The sequence below is a fragment of the Neptuniibacter sp. PT8_73 genome, assembly GCF_047778045.1.
In the GTDB taxonomy this organism is placed as follows: domain Bacteria; phylum Pseudomonadota; class Gammaproteobacteria; order Pseudomonadales; family Balneatricaceae; genus Neptuniibacter.
The window spans coordinates 346,847-367,778 of the sequence record NZ_CP180545.1 but is presented as its reverse complement, the minus strand read 5'-3'; the positions used below and the strand labels follow the sequence as shown (position 1 = coordinate 367,778).

Below are 20,932 nucleotides of genomic sequence, written 5' to 3'. Positions count from 1 at the left end.
ACGATTTTTAAGAGGAATTACCTGTGATTCCATCCTTCATTAACTAACTTTGTGATCTAAGTTTGAAAAAATACTATCTGTTACTGTTTTTAGTTATTTTGAGTGGCTGCCAATCCCAAAAAACTAAGCCCATAAATCTCGCTCCTGCCAAGTTAGCAGTATTTCAAAAAGAGCAAGTTTGGTTGGATACTAGCGCTACCAGCACGCACAATGCACAAACGTTTAACAACAAACTAAAAACAAGATTGGCCTTATATGGCGCTGAAGATATTCGAACATTAGGTTCGTCAAAATCACCTCAGACTGGCCTAGTTATTCAAAGCCGAATAATTCCGTTAAATGGACAGAAAAGATATCAGATGAGGATAAGCAGGAATCAACGAGAACTGATCTCAGCAGATTACCCTGTCAAATCAGCTAACAGCGACCAGTTAGCTATCAATGACTTCTTAAGCAGTATTCACTATAAGATTATCAATGCTGATCAGTATTTTTAGGCAAAAAAAATCCGGCCTTCTTAGAAGTACCGGATTTTTCACAAGGATTAGTTAGAAATTAAACTTCCAAGTAATCCAGCATACCTTCAGCAGCTTTACGACCTTCAGCAATCGCAGTTACCACTAGATCAGAACCACGTACCATATCACCACCAGCGAATACTTTTTCGTTAGTAGTCTGGAACGGGAATGCATTCTGTTCTGGCGCTTTAACACGGCCATCTTCATGCAGATCGATACCAAAGTCAGCAAACCATGGTGCTGGGCTTGGACGGAAACCAAATGCCACAAGAATAGCATCTGCTTCTAGAACCTCTTCAGAACCTGGAACGACTTCAGCACGACGACGACCATTTTCGTCTGGCTCACCCATCTGCGTGCTAACAACTTTAATACCGGTTACTTTGCCGTTTTCACCTACAACTTCAACAGGCTGGCGGTTGAACTGGAACTGTACGCCTTCTTCACGTGCATTTTCCACTTCTTTCTTAGAACCAGGCATGTTCGCTTCGTCACGACGGTAAGCACAGATAACTGACTCAGCGCCCTGACGGATAGATGTACGGTTACAGTCCATCGCAGTGTCACCACCACCAAGCACAACCACTTTCTTGCCTTTCAGGTCAATGAAGCCGCTTTCATCTTGCTCAAAGCCAAGGCAGTTATTCACATTAGAGATCAAGAACGGAAGTGCATCATATACACCATCTAGATCTTCACCTGGGAAGCCACCTTTCATGTATGTGTATGTACCCATACCTAGGAATACTGCATCGTATTGATCGATCAGATCCTGCATCTGAACATCTTTGCCTACTTCAGTATTCAGACGGAACTCTACGCCCATCTCGGTAAAGATTTCACGACGGCGGGACATTACGTCTTTTTCCAGCTTAAACTCTGGAATACCGAACGTTAGAAGACCACCGATCTCAGGGTTACGATCAAATACAACAGGTTTAACGCCATTACGTACAAGAACGTCTGCAGCTGCAATACCTGCTGGGCCTGCACCAATCACTGCAACTTTCTTATCAGTCTTTGGCGCCTGAGACATATCAGGCTTCCAACCCATCGCGAATGCCGTATCTGTAATGTACTTTTCTACAGAACCGATTGTTACCGCACCAAAGCCATCATTCAGTGTACACGCACCTTCACATAGACGGTCTTGTGGGCAAACACGACCACAAACTTCCGGCAGAGAGTTAGTCTGGTGACTTAGCTCAACCGCTTCAATAATGTTCCCTTCAGAAATCAGCTTAAGCCAATTAGGGATATGGTTGTGTACAGGACACTTCCATGAACAATATGGGTTACCACACTCTAAACAACGGTGTGATTGTTCAGATGCTTCTTCTTTCGCAAACGGCTCGTAGATCTCACCAAAGCCTTCTTTACGTACATCTGCATCAATTTTCTGTGGACCTTTACGACCCACATCGAGGAACTGAAAATCGTTGTTCAAACGGTCAGCCATAATCCTCACCTCTTAAAAGCAGCCCTTAACAGCAGGGCTGCGGATTATTCTTCATCTACTTTTTAAATCTGCTTCTTATTCCGGACGTGTACGGATATTAGATAGCAAATCATTCAGGCTTGCAGCTTTTGGTTTAACCAACCAGAAGCGACCGATGTAATCATCAAGGTTATCGATGATCTCTTGGCCCCATGCACTGCCTGTCTCTTTAGTGAACTCAATGATCACAGAGCGCAGATGATTTTTGTAAGCTTCCATATTTTCAGTGTGGATACGCTGAATCTCTACTAGCTCGTGGTTATATTTATCCACGAAGCTATTATCCATATCCAGAACGTAAGCAAAGCCACCTGTCATACCAGCACCGAAGTTGTAGCCCGTAGAGCCCAACACAGTAACTAGACCACCTGTCATGTATTCACAACAGTGATCGCCAGCGCCTTCAACAACAGCATGTACACCAGAGTTACGTACACCGAAACGCTCGCCTGCTTGACCCGCCGCAAATAGCTTACCGCCAGTTGCACCGTACAAGCAGGTATTACCCATGATGGCAGTTTCATTTGACTTGAATGTTACTTCATCAAATGGGCGGATAACGATCTTACCGCCAGCCATACCTTTACCAACGTAGTCGTTAGCATCACCTTCTAGGTATAGGTTCTGACCACCAGCGTTCCAAACACCGAATGACTGGCCTGCATGACCTTTAAACTTGAAGGTTACAGGCTGATCGCTCATGCCTAGGTTGCCGTGTTGCTTAGCAATAGCACCAGAAGTACGAGCACCTACAGAACGGTCACAGTTAGTGATAACCAGTTCGTATTCACCGCCAGTCTTATCAGCAATTGCTTTCTCAGCAAGCTCTAGCATCTGAGTGTTCAGTTCAGCTAGGTCGTAAGGCTCGTTACGCTCTACCTGACAAGTGTTAGGGAACTCTTCACCAGCAGATGTCAGAATTGGAGATAGATCCAAGTTCTTCTGACGCGGTGTTTCACCGTCTAGGATCTCTAGAAGATCTACGCGACCTACTAGTTCTTCCATAGAACGAACACCTAGCTGCGCCATTAGTTGGCGAGTTTCCTCAGCAACGAAACGGAAAAAGTTCTTAACCATCTCTACCGTACCGCGGAAGTGATCTTCACGCAGTTTGTCGTTCTGAGTAGCAACACCGGTCGCACAGTTATTCAAGTGACAGATTCGTAGGTACTTACAACCCAATGCAACCATTGGCATTGTACCGAAACCAAAGCTCTCGGCACCTAGGATCGCACCTTTAACAACATCCAAGCCAGTCTTCAGACCGCCGTCTGTTTGTAGACGTACAGAACCACGTAGTTGGTTACCACGTAGAGACTGGTGCGCATCAGCAAGACCAAGTTCCCATGGAGAACCTGCGTAATGGATAGATGTCATTGGTGATGCAGCTGTACCACCATCGTAACCAGAGATAGTGATCAAATCTGCGTATGCTTTAGCAACACCACATGCGATCGTACCTACACCTGGACGAGATACCAGCTTCACAGAAACCAACGCTTCTGGGTTAACCTGCTTCAGGTCAAAGATAAGCTGCGCCAAGTCTTCGATAGAATAGATATCGTGGTGCGGCGGAGGCGAAATTAGCGTCACGCCTGGCACAGAGTAACGTAGACGTGCGATCAGGCTATTAACCTTACCACCAGGTAGCTGACCACCTTCACCCGGCTTAGCACCTTGGGCTACTTTGATCTGCATAACTTCAGCGTTAGATAGGTATTCAGGTGTTACACCGAAACGACCCGAAGCAACCTGCTTGATCTTAGAACGCTTCATAGTGCCGTGACGAGCAGCATCTTCACCACCCTCACCGGAGTTAGAACGACCACCAAGCTCGTTCATCGCAACAGCAAGTGCTTCGTGAGCTTCTGGAGACAATGCACCTAGGGACATTGCAGCAGAGTCGAAACGCGGGAAGATATTGTCAGCCGGCTCTACCTCATCAATGGAGATAGACTTAACATCTTTACGCAAGCCCAGCATATCACGCAGAGTTGCGTAACCGCGGTTATTAACCAGCTCAGCATAGCGTTGGTAAGCTTCAGGATTGCCTGTTTCTACAGCTTCGTGGATTGTCTTAACTACGTCTGGGTTATAAGCGTGGTATTCACCACCGTGCTTATACTTCAGCAAACCACCTGCTTGAATTGGCTTACGCGCAGTCCAAGCTTCTTTGGCTAGTAGGCCCTGTTCGAATTGGAAGTCCTCAAAACGAGCACCTTCAATACGGCTAGTAACACCTTTGAAACAAAGATCAACGATTTCAGAGCTTAGGCCAATCGCTTCAAACAACTGTGCACCACGGTAAGAAGCAATAGTTGAGATACCCATCTTAGATAGGATCTTCATCAAGCCTTTGTTGATGCCCTTACGGTAGTTCTCATGAGACTGAAGCGGCTCAATTTGAATTTCGCCTGCAGCACAAAGATCGTTAAGAACACGGTAAGCAAGGTATGGGTAAACAGCTGTCGCACCAAAACCAAATAGTACCGCGAAGTGATGAGGATCACGAACCGTACCACTTTCTACAACGATGTTGGCATCACAACGCAAGCCTTTATCAACTAGACGGTGGTGTACTGCACCTGTAGCTAAAGCAGCATGAACTGGTAGGCAACCACGAGCGATATTAGCATCGCTTAGTACTAGAATGACTTTGCCATCACGAGCTGATTGTTCAGCTTGATCAGCAATAGACTTGATCGCGCCCTCAAGAGAGATCTCTTCAGGATTATAGTTCAGGTCAATTTGCGCAACTTCAAAGCCTGGCTCTTGGTTATCACGCAGGCGATTAAACTTACTTGCGGATAGTACAGGCGTAGTCAGAATTACACGACGAGCATGTTCTGGTGTTTCCTCGAACACGTTCTGTTCAGAGCCGATACAAGTTTCCAACGACATAACGATCGCTTCACGCAGAGGATCGATAGGTGGGTTAGTAACCTGAGCGAATTGCTGACGGAAATAGTCATATAAAGAACGTACACGGTCTGATAGGACAGCCATTGGCTTGTCATCACCCATAGAACCGATCGCTTCCATACCACTCTCACCAAGTGGACGAAGGATCTGGTCACGTTCTTCAAAAGTAACCTGGAACATTTTCATATGAGTTTTGATCTCGTCCGCTGACATAGCAGGGAAAGATTTAGACTCTTCTTCCAAGTCCATAGTCTGCTCTAGGCGTAGAGCATTCTCTTTCAGCCACTTTTTGTATGGCTGAGCAGCTTTAAGACGGTTATCTACATCTTGAGTATGTAGAACATCACCTGTCTGCGTATCGATAGCCAAGATCTGACCCGGTCCTACACGGCCCTGAGCGACAATATCTTCTGGCTGATAGCTGAATACGCCGATTTCAGATGCAGTACAGATATAACCTTGCTTGGTCATTACCCAACGAGATGGACGCAGACCATTACGGTCAAGCATACATACAGCAAAACGACCATCGGTCATTACCATACCTGCTGGACCATCCCATGGCTCCATGTGCATAGAGTTGAAGTCATAGAATGCACGTAGATCTGCATCCATAGTTTCAACATTCTGCCACGCAGGCGGCACGATCATACGTACTGCACGGTAGATATCCATGCCACCAACCAATAGGAACTCAAGCATATTATCCATACTTGAGGAGTCAGAACCTGTTGTATTAACAATAGGTTGCAGATCATCTAGGTTAGGTAGTAGATCTGTAGCAAATTTGCTTGCACGTGCTTTCGCCCAGTTACGGTTCCCCTCAACAGTGTTGATCTCACCGTTATGCGCTAAGAAGCGGAAAGGCTGAGCAAGAGGCCAGCGTGGTGCAGTGTTAGTAGAGAAACGCTGATGGTATGTACATACAGCTGTTTCTAGACGCGGATCTGCCAAATCTTTAAAGAACACTGGCAGATCAACAGGCATTGTTAAACCCTTATAGGAGATAACTTTGTCTGAGAAACTACAAATGTAGAAATCTTCATCAGCTGACATTGCAATTTCAGCTTTACGGCGCGCAGTAAACAAGCTAATTGCTAGTTCACGTTCAGTTTTGCTTGCCGCAGTAATAAAGACCTGTTCGATGAGTGGCAGGGTATCTTTGGCGATAGGCCCTAGACAAGATTCATCGGTTGGAACCACACGCCATCCAGCAACTTCAAGACCTTGGTCAGTAATCGCTGCATTTACTGCACTACGCGCTGCTTCTGCTTTCGCTGCATCACGTGGCAAAAATACCATACCAACCGCATAAAATTCGCCTAAATCGGTGTTAAATTCTTCCTGCGCAACGGTACGCAAAAAACCATCTGGTTTTTGCATCAACAGGCCACAACCGTCACCTGTTTTACCATCTGCCGCAATGCCACCACGGTGTGTCATGCACGCTAGTGCTTCGATCGCTTTTTCTAGCAGATCGTGACTAGCTTGGCCTTGCATGTGTGCCATAAGGCCAAAGCCGCAGTTATCTTTGAATTCACCGGGGCGATAAAGACCTTTGCTCATAAGCCATTCCCACTTAAAAATACTTAAAAATCAATATCTTAATAATTCTTTCTGCTGCAATATATGCGCCACTCAGCAAAAAGGGACAGCTATTCTACACGCGAAGTGGGTTTGGGACAAATTTCAAACAATTGCCCGAGGATATTTGGAAGGTGATGACTCGCTCAATACGCAAGCCATCTACTTGTTTTTAAACTATTTTTTACTTTTAATATCTATTTTTACGCCTTGAATACTTCTTGCCCAAGGTTTCACGTTTTGCAGCTCTTTTGGCAATTTTCTGATGGCTGCATTCGCAACATCTCTATTAGCAAACCTCCCATGCACCACAACATGCCACGGCAACCCTTTATATATTGTAGAGAAGTGGTAAAAGTCGCTTGGCTTCTGCTGAGATTTGATAAAACCAAGGGCACTTTCTTCTGACCTAGCACCTAACATCTGCAAGGTATAACCTTTATCAGGCCAACCCATCAATGCTTTTTCACTTTGACTCAACCCCTTCGCTGCTATTGTTTCCACCTTAGGTTTTTTCTCTTGAGATTTAACCTTTGGAATCGCAGGTGAAACGGAAGGTTGCGTTTCGCCACTTGCCTGAACAACCTCTCTTAGATCTTTCTCTAACTGAGCTGCATCCACTTTAGATACTTCCGGGGTACTAACAGCAGGTACTGAAACAACTTCTACTTGAGTAGATTTCTCAACCTCTATAACTGGCTTAGGCTTCGTGTCAGAAACACTTGGCGACAAAGGTACAACAACTGTTGGTTGAGTTGCACTATTTAGTTTATCTTCCTGTTCTTTTAATCGCGCTGAGAGCTCTTCTCTGGCGGGGGCTATTTCTTCAGCAGTATTTTCAGGATGGGCAGCTTTGTTTTCATGAACGTTTTCTACTTTAATTGCCTCTGCTTGCTCAGCGGAAGCTGGCACTACTAGAGGAACAGACACTCGCTCTTCCACTGCCACTTGCTGATCAATAGCTGGCTCTTCTGGCATAAATTTCCACAGCGAAACGCCCACTATACCTACTAAGACAATACCAATACCCATCATATGAATGGGCGGCAGCGGAAAGGCAGTTTTTTTCCGTGGGGGAACTGTAATTTTCCCACCAGCAAGCAATGTTTCAATTCGCCCCGGCATACCACCAGACAGAGAGATCAAATCTGCTTTTTTCTTTTCAGGAAGCGATGTCAGCGCTGGATGACAAATCTGTAGGTATTCAGCAGCTTCTTCATCCGACATACCCTCAATAGCAACATGGTGAACACGCCCTTCCATCGCTTTAACAAGGTCTGTATCTAAAACAGCTTCTGCGTATGATGGTTCAGACATCAAAATTAACTGCGCACCTGCCGCATGCAGATTCATCAGCAATTCAAACGCCTCATTAGACAGATATTCCGCATCATCAATCAGTATCAGACATTTCTGACCCGCTGAACTCAGTGCTTTTAGCTGCAGATGAAAAACTTTTAGTTGATCAGCAAACCCTGTCCCGGTCGCATCATGACTTGGTAATTGACTGATAAGGGATGCAAGCAATTTTTGCTGCGATAATTCCGCTTCAGGCTTTATAAAGCAGCTACAAAGTGTTGTATCACCCTTTTCGGGATGGAGTTGATCCAATAAAGTACTTTTTCCTGCTCCTCGGTCCCCTGAAACTAATAGCAAGAAATCAGAAAACCTAACCAAATGCTTTAGTTTATCTAGTAATTGAAGACGACTTGGCGGTTCAAAGTAAATATTTGACTTCATCAGAAAGGATCAACTCTTAACGCATTAACTAACAGCAGCTACCTAACTTTTTACCTGCAGATAAGGTTTGGTCTAATAACTCCGCTGAAAAATCTGAAGTGACAATTGCTTTGCCAACTTCTTGAAGTAGCACAAGACGAATACTGCCATCAATAACCTTTTTATCCACAAGCATTAGATCTTTAAAAGTATCAATACCCATAGACTCAGGCGGATGCACAGGTAGATTAGCAGCCTCAAGAATATTCCTGATTCGACCGACATCAGAAGATGATATCCAACCTAGGCGACAAGAAAGATCAGCCGCCATCATAGTCCCTGCACCCACAGCTTCACCATGAAGCCATTCACCATAACCTTGGTTAGCTTCAATCGCATGACCAAATGTATGCCCTAGGTTCAACCACGCGCGAATACCAGCTTCTTTCTCATCTTGCGCAACAACTTCAGCTTTAACAGCACAAGAACGATAAATTGCCTGCTCAAGAAGATCTGACTGCAACCCCATCAAGCCATCAATATGATCTTCTAAATAACATAGAAAAGCTTCATCGTAGATTAAGCCATACTTGATCACTTCTGCCATACCTGCAGACAGCTCTTTTTCAGGCAGAGTATTTAAAACATCAGTATCAATGACAACACATTGAGGCTGATGAAACGCTCCAATCATGTTCTTACCTTGAGGATGGTTAACGCCTGTTTTCCCTCCCACTGAAGAATCGACTTGAGAAAGTAACGTTGTTGGAACCTGTACAAAGTTCACACCACGTTGGTAACACGCGGCCGCAAATCCGGTCATATCACCAACAACACCACCACCGAGTGCAATAAGTGTTGTCGTTCTGTTATGGCGATTTTCTAATAAAGCATCAAAGATCGTGTTGATCTGATCCAGGTTTTTATACTGTTCACCATCTGGCAAAACCACAGCATCTACTTGGAACTGTCCTACTAATGTTTTTTTCAGACGCTCAAGATATAAAGGCGCAATCGTTTCATTCGTTACTATCAGGACTTGCTTGCCCTTTATATACGGAGCCATAAGCCCCTGATCTAGTAAACCTTGCCCAATAAAGATAGGGTAACTTCGATCACCCAGATCAACTTTTAATGTTTGCATAGAAAATTGCTTACTCCGCATCAAGCGGTGACTTTGCCTTTAATTGTTTAATAATGTCACTAGCGACCGTTTTGGGATGGCGCTTATCAGTCCTAACAGTTATATCCGCACAATCAAGATATAAGGGATGACGTTCAGCCATAAGCGACTCTAACACAGCCCTAGGGTCTTCGGTTTGAAGTAAAGGTCTATTTTTGTCGCGAGAGGTTCTATCTAATTGTTGATCCACTGATGTTTCTAAATAAACCACTGTTCCATTCGACTGTAATACAGCCCGATTAGCTGCCCTTAAAACAGCCCCGCCTCCTGTCGAAAGGACAATAGAGCGGTCTTCTGCCAATTCCTTTATGACACTCTCCTCCCTATCTCTGAAACCTATTTCTCCTTCTACATCGAAGATCCAAGGTATATCAGCACCAGCACGATTTTCTATTTCACGATCAGAATCAACAAATTCTAATTTTAACTCTTGAGATAACAAACGGCCTATGGTGCTTTTTCCAGCTCCCATAGGCCCAACGAGAAAGATGTTCAATTCACACAACCATTCTTACAATTACTGTGAAGTTAATGAATTTCTTACCAACTTAGGTGTAATGAAAATCAACAACTCAGTTTTTTCTGATTTATTCTCTTTATTTCGGAAAAGCGCACCCATGATTGGTAGATCACCTAGTAGTGGAATTTTACCTACAGCTTCACTCGTCTCATTTTTAAAGACGCCGCCTAGTACGATTGTTTGGCCATCTGGAACTACAACCGATGTTTTAAGCTCATTATTATCAATACTTAATTCACCATTAGGCAAGACTGCACCAATTGAATCTTGCTTAATCACTAGGTCCATAGCTATTCGATCGCCAGGATTAATCCTTGGAGTCACGTCTAGCTTCAAAACTACGTCCTTAAATTGAATGCTGACCTCGCCATCTTCAACTGTTTGGAAAGGAATTTCAGATCCTGACTCTATAGAAGCTTGGGTGCCATTCGTGGTTAGAACCTTAGGCTGTGAAATAACTTCCGCTTTACCATCAGTTTCCAATGCTGATAGTTCCAAGCCTAAAATAGCACTTGAACCTGGTTTAAAACCTATAGCAATAGCACCAGCATTTGCTGCAGTCGCACCCAAGTCAACCTGAAGTCCAGTTTCTGAAGCAAGCCCCTGACTAAAATTAAGATCTGTTACATCTCTGTCAATTACCCAACCTTCACCATTACTATCTATATCGTTAAACCCAAAGCCCCAACGTACACCCAAATCTTTGGTAACACTTGAGCGGGCATTTACCAAACGAGCCTCAACTAAAACCTGCTCAACTTCTACATCAAAACGTCGAAGTGTCTTGCGAATTTCTTCAATATCCTTATCTGTGCCACGCACCATTATGATATTCGTTTCATCATCCGCCATTACAAAACCGCGATCAGATATTAATTTTGCTTGCTCTATTGCATCAAGCATTACTGATGCTTTTCTATACTCAATTTGAATATATTCAGTACGAAGAGGAGCTAACTGCTCAACCTGTTGAGAACTTTCAAGCTCCTCTTTTTCCCTTTTGGCAATCTCGGCTGCCGGAGCAATTAACAATACATTCCCGACTGTTCTCTGATCTAATCCCTTAGTTTTTAAAATGATATCTAGAGCCTGATCCCAAGGAACATTCTTCAACCTTAAAGTAATATTCCCGCCAACTGAGTCACTCACGACTAAATTCAACTCAGCTACTTCTGCAATAATCTGTAATACAGAGCGTAATTCTACATTTTGAAAATTAAGATCAATAGCTTCCCCACTAAATGGGAATAAATCCTTCTCTCGTTCCTGTTTTTCAGCTGCTGTTAGTGGTTTAAAATCCAAGACCAATTTATTGTCTGTTTGGTAAGCCAAGTATTCATAAGGTTCAGCACTTGGTTTTACCAAGATACTTGTATTACCGCCATTTGCCATCGCATCAATAAACATAACTGGTGTTGCAAAGTCCTGCACATCTACTCTTTGCTCTAAAGCTCGGGATAGATCAGCACCAATTAAATTAACAACAACATTATTACCTTCTTCTTGAATATCCACTCCAGCTTTATCATCTGTCAGGGTAATACTTACCCGACCTATACCACCTTCTTCACGTTCAAAGTCCATACCAACGACGCCGGTACGATCAGACATCATCCCAGTAGCACCGGTGCTACCTACAGAGCTTTGGGCCACCATACTATTTCCAGCATCAACCGGAGGAGCGGTATTTACTATCCCACCTTTAGATTGAATAACGACAAAAAGGCTGTTTCCTTCAGAGAAGGTTTTATACGATGAAGACTCAAACAGGCTGGTTACAATACGTAAACGCCCATCTGTTTGGGCAAAATTCACAGCATCAACCTGACCGGTTTTCACATCTAAAGAACGAGTCCCTAAACTATTTTCTACTCCCCATAGATCCATAACCAAACGAGCAGGCTGATTTATCATGTAGGCTTGAGGTGACGGGGGTGCAGCATCGAAGTCAAACCTAAGTTCCACTTTGCCACCTGGTAAAGCAACAAAATTAGCCTGTTTCATCTGCACTTCAGCTGCCGCCCACTGCGACAAAAACACACCGACAAAAGCGACAAATAAAAGGTAAATTCTTTTATAATTCATGCTTTTAGTTACAGTGTTCATGGGGACCCGAATTTTCACAATATTATCCCTTATTCCGGCTCATTCAAGGCAAGGCTACGTGTTCGCTTCATCCAACCACCGCGCCCATTTTTTATTATTTCTAACAAATTAATCTGTCTTTCATCTAACGAGACTATCTCACCATGATTTAGTCCCATAAAGTCTCCAACAGTCACTCTATGGATTTCAGAATTAGAATCTTCAATCAAAGCCCATAAGCGACCGTCATCCCTCTGGTTAATCGTGCCAACCATGCTTAGCTTTTCAATAGAAAAACTTTCCAGATAATCTTTTTCTCTATCATTATCAGGCTGCAATTCACTAACTTGCTCCCCTGATTCATTTAACTCTTCAGCAGGCAAAACAGGTACTACAGCTTTAAAAGGCTCCCTCATAGAGGCTCCTTCATAAACAAAGCTACTATAAGGCTTAACTTCTGGCAAAGCTTCGATACTTCCACCTTTGAGTTTATTCGTTTTAGCCACAAATTTTTTTAGATCTGCTGTATCTGCAACCCAATTGACGCAACCACCTAGCATAAAAGCAATAAAGGAGAGCGTAAGAACTTTGTATCCATTCATTTTCTCCGCCCTCTTTTTCTACCTTTAGACTTTTTCTTCTTCGATTTCACTTGAGTATCATCATATCGATAGGTCTTGGCTTCAATATTCATTGTGACCCCCGACCCACTTGGCCTAATCGAATAATCATGCATAGTTACTATTCGCGATAACCCAGCAACGCCACTAACAAATTGCCCTATTTGGTGATAAGAACCTGCCACTGATATTTTTATGGGCAATTCACTATAGAAATCACGACGCTTTTCAGAAGCCAAAGCTATAGAGCCTATATCTAACCCCGCAGCTGTACCTAAATTCGTAATATCATCCAACAACCCAGGCACTTCTTTTTCTGTTGGCAATTGCTTTAGTAACTCTTTAAACCTTCCCTCTACATCTTTCATCTGCTTACGAAGTGCGTCTAAATTCGCTACTTGCAATGCTTTTGTTTCATACTGCTTTTTTAGCCCTTCTTCCTTGGCAACTACTTTTTTAAGACCATCTTGCTTGTCCAGTATGTAAAAATGAACTCCACCAGCAATAATAAGGGCTATTACTAGTAGGTAACTAACAGCTTTAACCCCTACCGGCCAATTACCAGCATTAGCAAAATCCATATTCCCTGGATCAAAGCCCCTAAATGCATTTTTTAACACATCCATCATTTACTCCCTTTACTTTCCTTGCTTTCTTTGGGGACTATCACAGGCAAAGACAAAGCAAAATCATTCAAGTCATTTTTTGAGAGCTTAACATTGCTTAACGATGGCTCGCCAAACCAAATTGACGTTTCAATATTCCGCATCAAACTAGATACATCCAATTTATCCTCAGCCAAGCCTTTAATATTAATATTATTAGCTTTACGGATGACACTAGAATAGTAAACGCCATTAGGAAGCACTTTAACCAGTTCATCAAAGTTCCGAACTATAAGAGGTCTAGATGCTTGCAAATCTTGAATTGCATCCAAACGCTCAAGCAACCTCTTCTTCTTTTCCTTTAGCTCTTTGATTTCTGATAATTTTTTATCTAGCTTTGCGGCTTCACTTTTGAGGAAATTATTTCGATCTAACTGCCTATCTTGCATAACATCAAAGTAATAACCTATTCCCAGCACTATACCGCCTGCAAACAAGGCTGAACCGCATAAATTTAGTAGATAGCTTTTTTGCCGCTCTTGAGATCTTTCTTCTCGCCAAGGTCTTAAATTAATCGTAGCCATATCTATTAGCCCTCAAATCCACGCATTGCCAATCCACATGCCTTCACTAGAGAAGGAGCGTCTCGCTCTAACCTAGAACGATTAACACGAGAGTTGATCGACATTTTAGAGAATGGATTTGCCATATCCGCATTTATCCCTAATTCTTCAGCAAGCTGATCAGCTAATCCATCAATCGTAGCGGTACCACCAGAAAGATATAAAGCAGAAAGTTCATTATGCGCGCCGGACGAATAGAAAAATTGAAGCGAACGAGATACTTGCTGGGCCACAGTACCTCTAAACGGCATTACGACCATTTCATTAATTTCAGAAGAGAGATCATTTAGCCTCAAAGATTGTTCAACTTCCTCAATGCTCATCCCATATTGCTGATGAATTGTGTTAGTTAAGTCATTTCCGCCAAATGCCTGTTCTCGACTGTATACAATTTCATCCCCCCTAAATACATTCAACGTGAGGGTCGCCGCACCTATGTCAACCACACCAACCAAATCTTTCCCGTCTCGGCGCTCAGGAGACGTCAGAGGAAAAGCTCTTTCCACTGCATAGGTATCAACATCAACAATTGAACACTGCAAACCAGCATTACTAATCGCATCTTCCCGCTGTTCAACATCTGTTTTACGACAAGCAACAAGTAGAACCGTGTTTAGGTTCTCATTATTCTTCACGGCTCCAAGAACCTCAAAATCAAGCGCGACCTCATCCAATGGGTATGGAATAAATTGATCAGCTTCGACCTTTATTTGATCCTCAAGCTCAAATTCCGTAAACGCATTACTCATTTCAATACGTTTGGTAATAACAGCGGATGCAGGCACCGCAGCGATAGCAGCAGACATTTTCCCACCAGCCACTTTTACTGCTTTTTCGATAGTTTCTGCAACTTCACCAACATCTTGAATATTGCCATCTATAACCGCTGTAGGAGGTAAGGAGACAACAGCATACGCTTCGAGCGTGTAACCGCTGCCGCTTTTGGACAGAGCAACCAGCTTCACAGATGATGAGCCGATATCCAGTCCGACTAAACTACCCGACTTGTTCCCCAAAAAGCCAAACACAAATATATTCCCTAACTTAATCCTGCGTTAATGTGCATTTAGTACTCTAGGCCAACTCTTAGCATTATTAAAAATTTAATTTAATTTAAATTTAATAACCGCTAGAGGATCGATACTACCTGTCTATATAATAGACCTAAATTAACTTCCGTAATTATCAGACTAGCATGTCAGCTATGGTTTCGCTTTTCAAACTTTTGTTTAAACTAGGTATTTTGTGCTTTTTTGTTGGTGTAATTGCGCTTGCTGGCGTCTATTACCACTTCGCTCCAAAGCTACCAAATACCGATTCTCTTAAAGAAGTTCAGTTTCAAACTCCTCTAAGAATTTACTCTCAGGATGAAAAACTCATCGCAGAATTCGGTGAAAAGCGTCGCACACCGATCAACTTTGAAGAGATCCCACCTCAGTTCATTCATGCTCTTACCGCTGCTGAAGACAGTCGTTTTTTTGACCACTTCGGCATTGATGTTAAAGGCCTATCTCGAGCTGCATTCCAATTAGCATCAACTGGTCATATCCAAAGTGGTGGTTCGACCATCACCATGCAGGTTGCTAAAAACTTCTTCCTTACTCGTGAGAAAACGTTTACACGAAAGTTCATGGAAATTTTGCTCGCACTTAGAATCGAGCAAGAACTAAGTAAAGAAGAAATCTTTGAGCTCTATATCAATAAAATCTATTTAGGCCACCGTTCATACGGTATACAAGCAGCAGCTAATGTCTATTACGGCAAGAATATCGAAAACTTAAGTCTTGCTCAGCATGCAATGATTGCCGGTCTGCCCAAAGCCCCTTCTGCTTTTAACCCGATCACCAACCCTAGTAGGGCGATAGAGCGACGTAATTGGATTCTTAAACGTATGCACTCGCTCAGTTTCATTAATGATCAACAATTAGAAGAAGCTATTGCCGCTCCCGTTACAGCTAAATATCACACAAGCGATATTGAACTGCGCGCATATTACGTAGCTGAGATGGTTCGAAAAGAACTGTACGAACAATACGGTGAAAATTTGTACACCGATGGATATAAAGTCTACACGACTCTGGATAGTAAACTTCAATCATCAGCAAACATCGCTGTATCAAACGGCTTAGTAGCTTACTCTGAGCGCCATGGCTACCTAGGAGCTGAGGACCAGTGGGATATTGCCAACACCTCTTCTGATGATCTACAGAAGAAATTAAACAAAGTGATTTCTTATTTCACTCTTCAACCAGCAGTTGTTCTATCAGTCGATGATAAATCTGCAGAATTACTCTTGAAAGAAGGAAAAAAAGCGACGCTAGAATGGGAAGGTATAGCTTGGGCTAAACCATACAAATCGGTCAACTACACAGGCAAAGCCCCGAAGAAGGCTAGTGACGTATTAAAAATAGGGGACTTAATTCGAATTAGAGAGAAGGAAGGAAAATTCCATCTTACACAAACTCCTAAAGTTCAAGGTTCCCTTGTTGCCCTGAACCCTAAAGATGGTGCTATTGTATCTCTCGTAGGCGGATTTAATTTCACTCACAATAAATTTAATCGCAGCACTCAAGCCGTTCGTCAGCCGGGTTCAAACTTCAAACCTTTTATTTATGCTGCCGCATTGGATAAAGGCTATTCTCCCGCCTCTTTAATTAACGACGCTCCAATTGTTATCCACGACCAACAATTGGAAGGCAATTGGCGCCCGGAAAACTCCAGCAAAAAATTCTACGGTCCTACACGCCTACGTGAAGCACTCTATAAATCCAGAAACCTTGTATCAATTAGACTTCTGCGAGCAATAGGTATAGACGCAGCTCAAACCTACCTAGATCTAGCAGGTTTCGACCGCACTAAACTACCCAACAATTTGTCTTTATCTCTGGGTACTGCAGACGTGACTCCTCTTCAATTAGCAACAGGTTATGCGGCTTTTGCCAATGGCGGTTTTAAAGTAGAACCATATTTTATTCAACGCATTGAAACCCAGTTTGGCGAAAACCTGTTCACAGCCAAACCTGCTGTAGCATGTAGAACCGAGTGCGAGCCAAATCAAGAACAAAAACACGCCCCTAGAATTTACAACGAGCAAGTGTCATTCCTGACTTATAACATCATGCAGGATACGATTCGCCGAGGTACTGCTCGTAAAGCTCTAATACTCAAACGTAAAGATATAGCCGGCAAAACTGGAACAACCAATGATCAGAAAGATGCATGGTTCTCTGGTTTTAACCAAGACTTCGTTGCTACTGCTTGGGTAGGTTTCGATCAACCTAAAACTTTAGGCCGACGCGAGTTTGGCGGCACAGCTGCCTTACCGATCTGGATCGATTTCATGCGAGATGCACTTGAGGACAAACCCGAAAATGCACCAAAAGCACCTCAAGGTATTGTTAGCGTAAAAATTGATCCTCGCAGCGGACAATTGGCTTACCCTGGACAGACAGATGCTATCTACGAATACTTCCGTAAGAAAAACATTCCAACAGGCTATGCTACACCTAGCAATTCAGCATCCACCAATACTGCTGAAGAACTGTTCTAAGGCCTTTCTACAGCTATAAAAAAACCGCCCAAGGGCGGTTTTTTTTATAACTTAAACAGAAATATATTTAAGCGATTTTAGGATCTAGCTCACCACTTTCGTATTTCTCGGCCATTTTTTCCAGAGAGATAGCTGTGATCTTGGATGCATTACCTGCAGTACCGAAAGCTTCGTAGCGGTTAACACAGATATCTGTCATCGCTTCCATAGACTTCTTCAGGTATTTACGTGGGTCAAACTCAGCTGGGTTTTCAGCCAAGAAACGACGAATAGCACCTGTAGATGCTAGACGAAGGTCAGTATCGATATTTACCTTACGCACACCGTACTTGATACCTTCAACGATCTGTTCAACTGGTACACCGTAAGTTTCTGGAATCTCACCACCAAACTCATTAATTACAGCCAACCACTCTTGAGGCACAGAAGAGGAACCATGCATTACTAGGTGAGTACCTGGAATACGTTCGTTGATCGCTTTGATACGATCGATCGCAAGAATGTCACCTGTAGGTGGGCGGGTAAACTTGTACGCACCATGAGATGTACCACAAGCAATTGCCAACGCATCTACACCAGTCTTCTTAACGAAGTCTGCTGCTTCATCCGGGTCAGTCAGCATCTGGTCGTGAGACAACGTACCCTCAGCTCCGATACCATCTTCTTCACCCGCCTGACCAGTCTCCAAAGAACCCAGGCAGCCCAGTTCACCTTCTACAGAAACACCACACGCATGTGCCATCTCAACCGTACGGCGAGTAACATCAACGTTGTATTCGTAGCTTGATGGTGTTTTACCATCAGACATCAGGGAACCATCCATCATGACAGAGGAGAAGCCCATCGCGATAGTACGCTGACAAACCGCAGGAGATGTACCGTGGTCCTGGTGCATACATACCGGGATATGCGGGAATTCAGCAATCGCCGCTTCGATCATGTGACGCAGGAAGTTAGAACCCGCGTATTTACGTGCTCCGGCAGATGCCTGAACAATCACTGGAGAGTTAGTTTTGTCTGCCGCTTCCATAATAGCGCGCATCTGTTCCAGGTTGTTCACGTTGAATGCTGGAATGCCGTAGTCGTTTTCAGCAGCATGATCCAGCAGCTGACGCATGGAGATCAGAGCCATTTTGTCACCTTTAAATATTTGTTAACTTCGTCGATAGACGGGGATGGGCAGAGTTTACCACCCATCCGACATTAAAATCAGTTTCTTATGAATTCTTTGCTTCTAGAGCAGCTACTGCAGGTAACTTCTTACCTTCAACAAACTCAAGGAACGCACCACCACCTGTAGAGATATAAGACACCTTGTCTGCAATATCGTATTTATCCACAGCCGCAAGCGTGTCGCCACCACCCGCAATAGAGAAGCCCTGGTTTTCAGCGATTGCCAAAGACAGTGTCTTGGTACCTTCACCGAACTGGTCAAACTCAAAGACACCGACTGGGCCGTTCCAGATGATCGTACCTGCATCTTTCAGCAGCGCAGCCAGATTCTGTGACGACTGTGGACCGATATCCAGAATCATGTCATCTTCAGCTACATCATCAACAGATTTAACCGTCGCCTCAGCCGTTTCAGCAAACTCTTTCGCTACAACAACATCCACTGGCATCGGGATGTTTACTTTCTCCATCAGGTCTTGAGCTACTGGAATCAGATCGTGTTCGCACAAGGATTTACCCACTGGCTTACCAGCTGCTGCAAGGAAAGTATTCGCAATACCACCGCCAACAATCAACTGATCAACTTGGTCAGACAGCGCGGTCAGAACTTCAAGTTTCGTAGAAACCTTAGAGCCGCCAACGATCGCTGCAAGCGGACGAGCAGGCTTATCTAGCGCTTTACCTAATGCATCTAGTTCACCCGCCAATAGAGGACCTGCGCATGCTACTTCAGCAAATTTTGCCACACCATGGGTCGACGCTTGAGCACGGTGTGCCGTACCGAATGCATCCATAACATAAACATCACACAATGCAGCCATCTTCTGAGATAGCTCTTCATTGTCTTTCTTTTCGCCTACGTTGAAGCGAACGTTTTCCAGCAACACTAGATCGCCTTCATCAACTTCAAAGCATCCGTCCAACCAATCTTTAATTAGTGGAACTTCGCGGCCCAGCAAGCTGCCAATATGGTTAGCTACAGGCTGTAGAGAGAACTCTTCGTTATATTCACCTTCCGTTGGTCGACCTAGGTGAGACATTACCATCACCTTAGCACCCGCTTTAAGTGCCAGCTCAATAGTCGGCAATGATGCACGGATACGCGCATCAGAAGTTACTTCACCATTTTTAACTGGTACGTTTAGGTCTTCACGGATCAGAACGCGCTTGCCGCTCAGATCCAGTTCGCTCATTTTCAGTACGCTCATCGACGTGCCCTACTTAAGTTTTTAAATATTTAAATCAGGAATTCGTTTCTTTAGCAGCTAATTTTTCTTCGCCACCCAACGCTAACCAGTGCTGTGCTACATCTAACATACGGTTAGCAAAGCCCCACTCATTATCAAACCAACAGACAAGTTTGATTAGACGCCCTTCAGACACTTTGGTCTGGGTGCCATCTACCACCGCGGAACGGGAATCGCGGTTAAAGTCTACCGAAGCATGAGGCTCTTCGGTATACCCTAATAGTCCCTTTAACGGCCCTTCGATAGAGGCACGCTGCAGGATCTGATTCACCTCTTCGACACTGGTCGAATGGGACACATTAATTGAGAGATCCATCATCGACACATTAATCGTGGGAACTCGAACATGCAGGCACTGAAACTTACCCGCTAGATGCGGTAACAGGCGATCAATGCCCTTATCTAGACCTGTGTCTACCGGCACAATCGACTGCATAGCACTTCGAGTTAGACGCAAATCAGTTTGATGGTAACTATCGATAACCGGCTGATCATTCATCGCGGAATGAATAGTGGTCGTGACACCGTTTTCAATCCCAAGCTGTTTATCTAGTAGATCTAGTACTGGGATAATACAGTTTGTCGTGCAAGAAGCTGCCGAGACAACTGTATGGCTTGAACGTAATAGCTGTTCGTTAAGGCCAAATACGATAGTTGCATCGACTTCATCAGTCGCAGGTTGAGAAAACAACAAGCGTTGCGCACCGCTATGCAGATGCAGCTCAGCTAGAGAACGAGCTTTAAACGATCCAGAGCATTCAAAAAGAAGATCAATACCCAGATCGGCCCAAGGCAGATCCTCAGCATCAGATTCACTCAGAATCTGAATAGTATCGCCATTGACCAGAAGCTGTTTGCCATTATGCTCAACAGATACAGGAAAGCGACCATGAGTCGTATCGTAGCGGGTCAGGTAGGTTACCGTTTCCAGATCGGACAGTTCATTGATAGCAACAACCCTAAACAGATCTTGTAATCCACTTTCATAAATCGCACGCAGGACACACTGGCCGATTCGACCATAGCCATTGATTGCAACGCGATAACTCAATCTAAAACCCTACCCTACAAATAAAAAGACCCGG

The 20,932-nt window shown here is 43.8% G+C and carries 15 protein-coding genes; 2 read left to right on the top strand and 13 right to left on the bottom strand.

The features are described 5' to 3' along the window. Nucleotides 1-62: 62 nt before the first annotated feature. Nucleotides 63-497 (top strand): hypothetical protein, encoded by a 435-nt coding sequence (locus ACMXYN_RS01605; RefSeq protein ID WP_415893200.1) that lies wholly within the window; start codon nt 63-65, stop codon nt 495-497. Between the two features lie 58 nt (nt 498-555). Here ACMXYN_RS01605 and ACMXYN_RS01600 read toward each other — a convergent pair whose 3' ends face one another. The 10 genes from ACMXYN_RS01600 to pilM form a co-directional block, all read right to left on the bottom strand. Continuing rightward, a complete protein-coding gene (locus ACMXYN_RS01600) occupies nt 556-1,977 on the bottom strand; it encodes an FAD-dependent oxidoreductase (protein ID WP_415893199.1) in 1,422 nt (473 codons plus the stop codon). Between the two features lie 75 nt (nt 1,978-2,052). Then, nucleotides 2,053-6,504 (bottom strand): glutamate synthase large subunit, encoded by a 4,452-nt coding sequence (gltB, locus tag ACMXYN_RS01595; protein WP_415893198.1) that lies wholly within the window; start codon nt 6,502-6,504, stop codon nt 2,053-2,055. Between the two features lie 195 nt (nt 6,505-6,699). Next, a complete protein-coding gene (locus ACMXYN_RS01590; RefSeq protein ID WP_415893197.1) occupies nt 6,700-8,262 on the bottom strand; it encodes an SPOR domain-containing protein in 1,563 nt (520 codons plus the stop codon). A 28-nt stretch (nt 8,263-8,290) separates the two neighbouring features. Beyond that, a complete protein-coding gene (gene aroB, locus ACMXYN_RS01585; protein ID WP_415893196.1) occupies nt 8,291-9,385 on the bottom strand; it encodes a 3-dehydroquinate synthase in 1,095 nt (364 codons plus the stop codon). A 10-nt stretch (nt 9,386-9,395) separates the two neighbouring features. After that, entirely contained in the window at nt 9,396-9,896 is a 501-nt protein-coding gene (gene aroK, locus ACMXYN_RS01580; RefSeq protein ID WP_415894455.1) for a shikimate kinase AroK, read from the bottom strand. 45 nt (nt 9,897-9,941) lie between these two features. Then, a complete protein-coding gene (pilQ, locus tag ACMXYN_RS01575) occupies nt 9,942-12,029 on the bottom strand; it encodes a type IV pilus secretin PilQ (RefSeq protein WP_415893195.1) in 2,088 nt (695 codons plus the stop codon). A gap of 50 nt (nt 12,030-12,079) precedes the next feature. Beyond that, nucleotides 12,080-12,631, bottom strand: a complete 552-nt coding sequence (locus ACMXYN_RS01570) for a pilus assembly protein PilP (RefSeq protein WP_415893194.1) — start codon at nt 12,629-12,631, stop codon at nt 12,080-12,082. Then, nucleotides 12,628-13,278, bottom strand: a complete 651-nt coding sequence (locus ACMXYN_RS01565; RefSeq protein ID WP_415893193.1) for a type 4a pilus biogenesis protein PilO — start codon at nt 13,276-13,278, stop codon at nt 12,628-12,630. Before ACMXYN_RS01565 ends, ACMXYN_RS01570 begins: the two co-directional genes overlap by 4 nt. Beyond that, nucleotides 13,275-13,838, bottom strand: a complete 564-nt coding sequence (locus ACMXYN_RS01560) for a PilN domain-containing protein (RefSeq protein WP_415893192.1) — start codon at nt 13,836-13,838, stop codon at nt 13,275-13,277. The genes ACMXYN_RS01565 and ACMXYN_RS01560 overlap by 4 nt, the downstream gene beginning before the upstream one ends. Before the next feature lie 5 nt (nt 13,839-13,843). Next, nucleotides 13,844-14,905, bottom strand: coding sequence for a type IV pilus assembly protein PilM (pilM, locus tag ACMXYN_RS01555; RefSeq protein WP_415893191.1), 1,062 nt, complete (start codon nt 14,903-14,905; stop codon nt 13,844-13,846). 167 nt (nt 14,906-15,072) lie between these two features. Between pilM and ACMXYN_RS01550 the strand changes: the two genes are divergently transcribed. Beyond that, complete coding sequence (locus ACMXYN_RS01550) at nt 15,073-17,427, top strand: penicillin-binding protein 1A (protein ID WP_415893190.1); 2,355 nt, start codon at nt 15,073-15,075, stop codon at nt 17,425-17,427. 67 nt (nt 17,428-17,494) lie between these two features. Here ACMXYN_RS01550 and fba read toward each other — a convergent pair whose 3' ends face one another. The 3 genes from fba to ACMXYN_RS01535 form a co-directional block, all read right to left on the bottom strand. After that, nucleotides 17,495-18,559, bottom strand: coding sequence for a class II fructose-bisphosphate aldolase (gene fba / locus ACMXYN_RS01545; RefSeq protein ID WP_415883237.1), 1,065 nt, complete (start codon nt 18,557-18,559; stop codon nt 17,495-17,497). An 85-nt stretch (nt 18,560-18,644) separates the two neighbouring features. Next, nucleotides 18,645-19,808: a phosphoglycerate kinase gene (locus ACMXYN_RS01540; RefSeq protein ID WP_415893189.1), complete on the bottom strand. Its 1,164-nt coding sequence runs from the start codon at nt 19,806-19,808 to the stop codon at nt 18,645-18,647. A gap of 34 nt (nt 19,809-19,842) precedes the next feature. Then, nucleotides 19,843-20,898 carry a type I glyceraldehyde-3-phosphate dehydrogenase gene (locus ACMXYN_RS01535; protein ID WP_415893188.1) on the bottom strand — a complete coding sequence of 352 codons (1,056 nt, stop codon included), beginning with the start codon at nt 20,896-20,898 and terminating at the stop codon, nt 19,843-19,845. Nucleotides 20,899-20,932 lie beyond the last annotated feature (34 nt).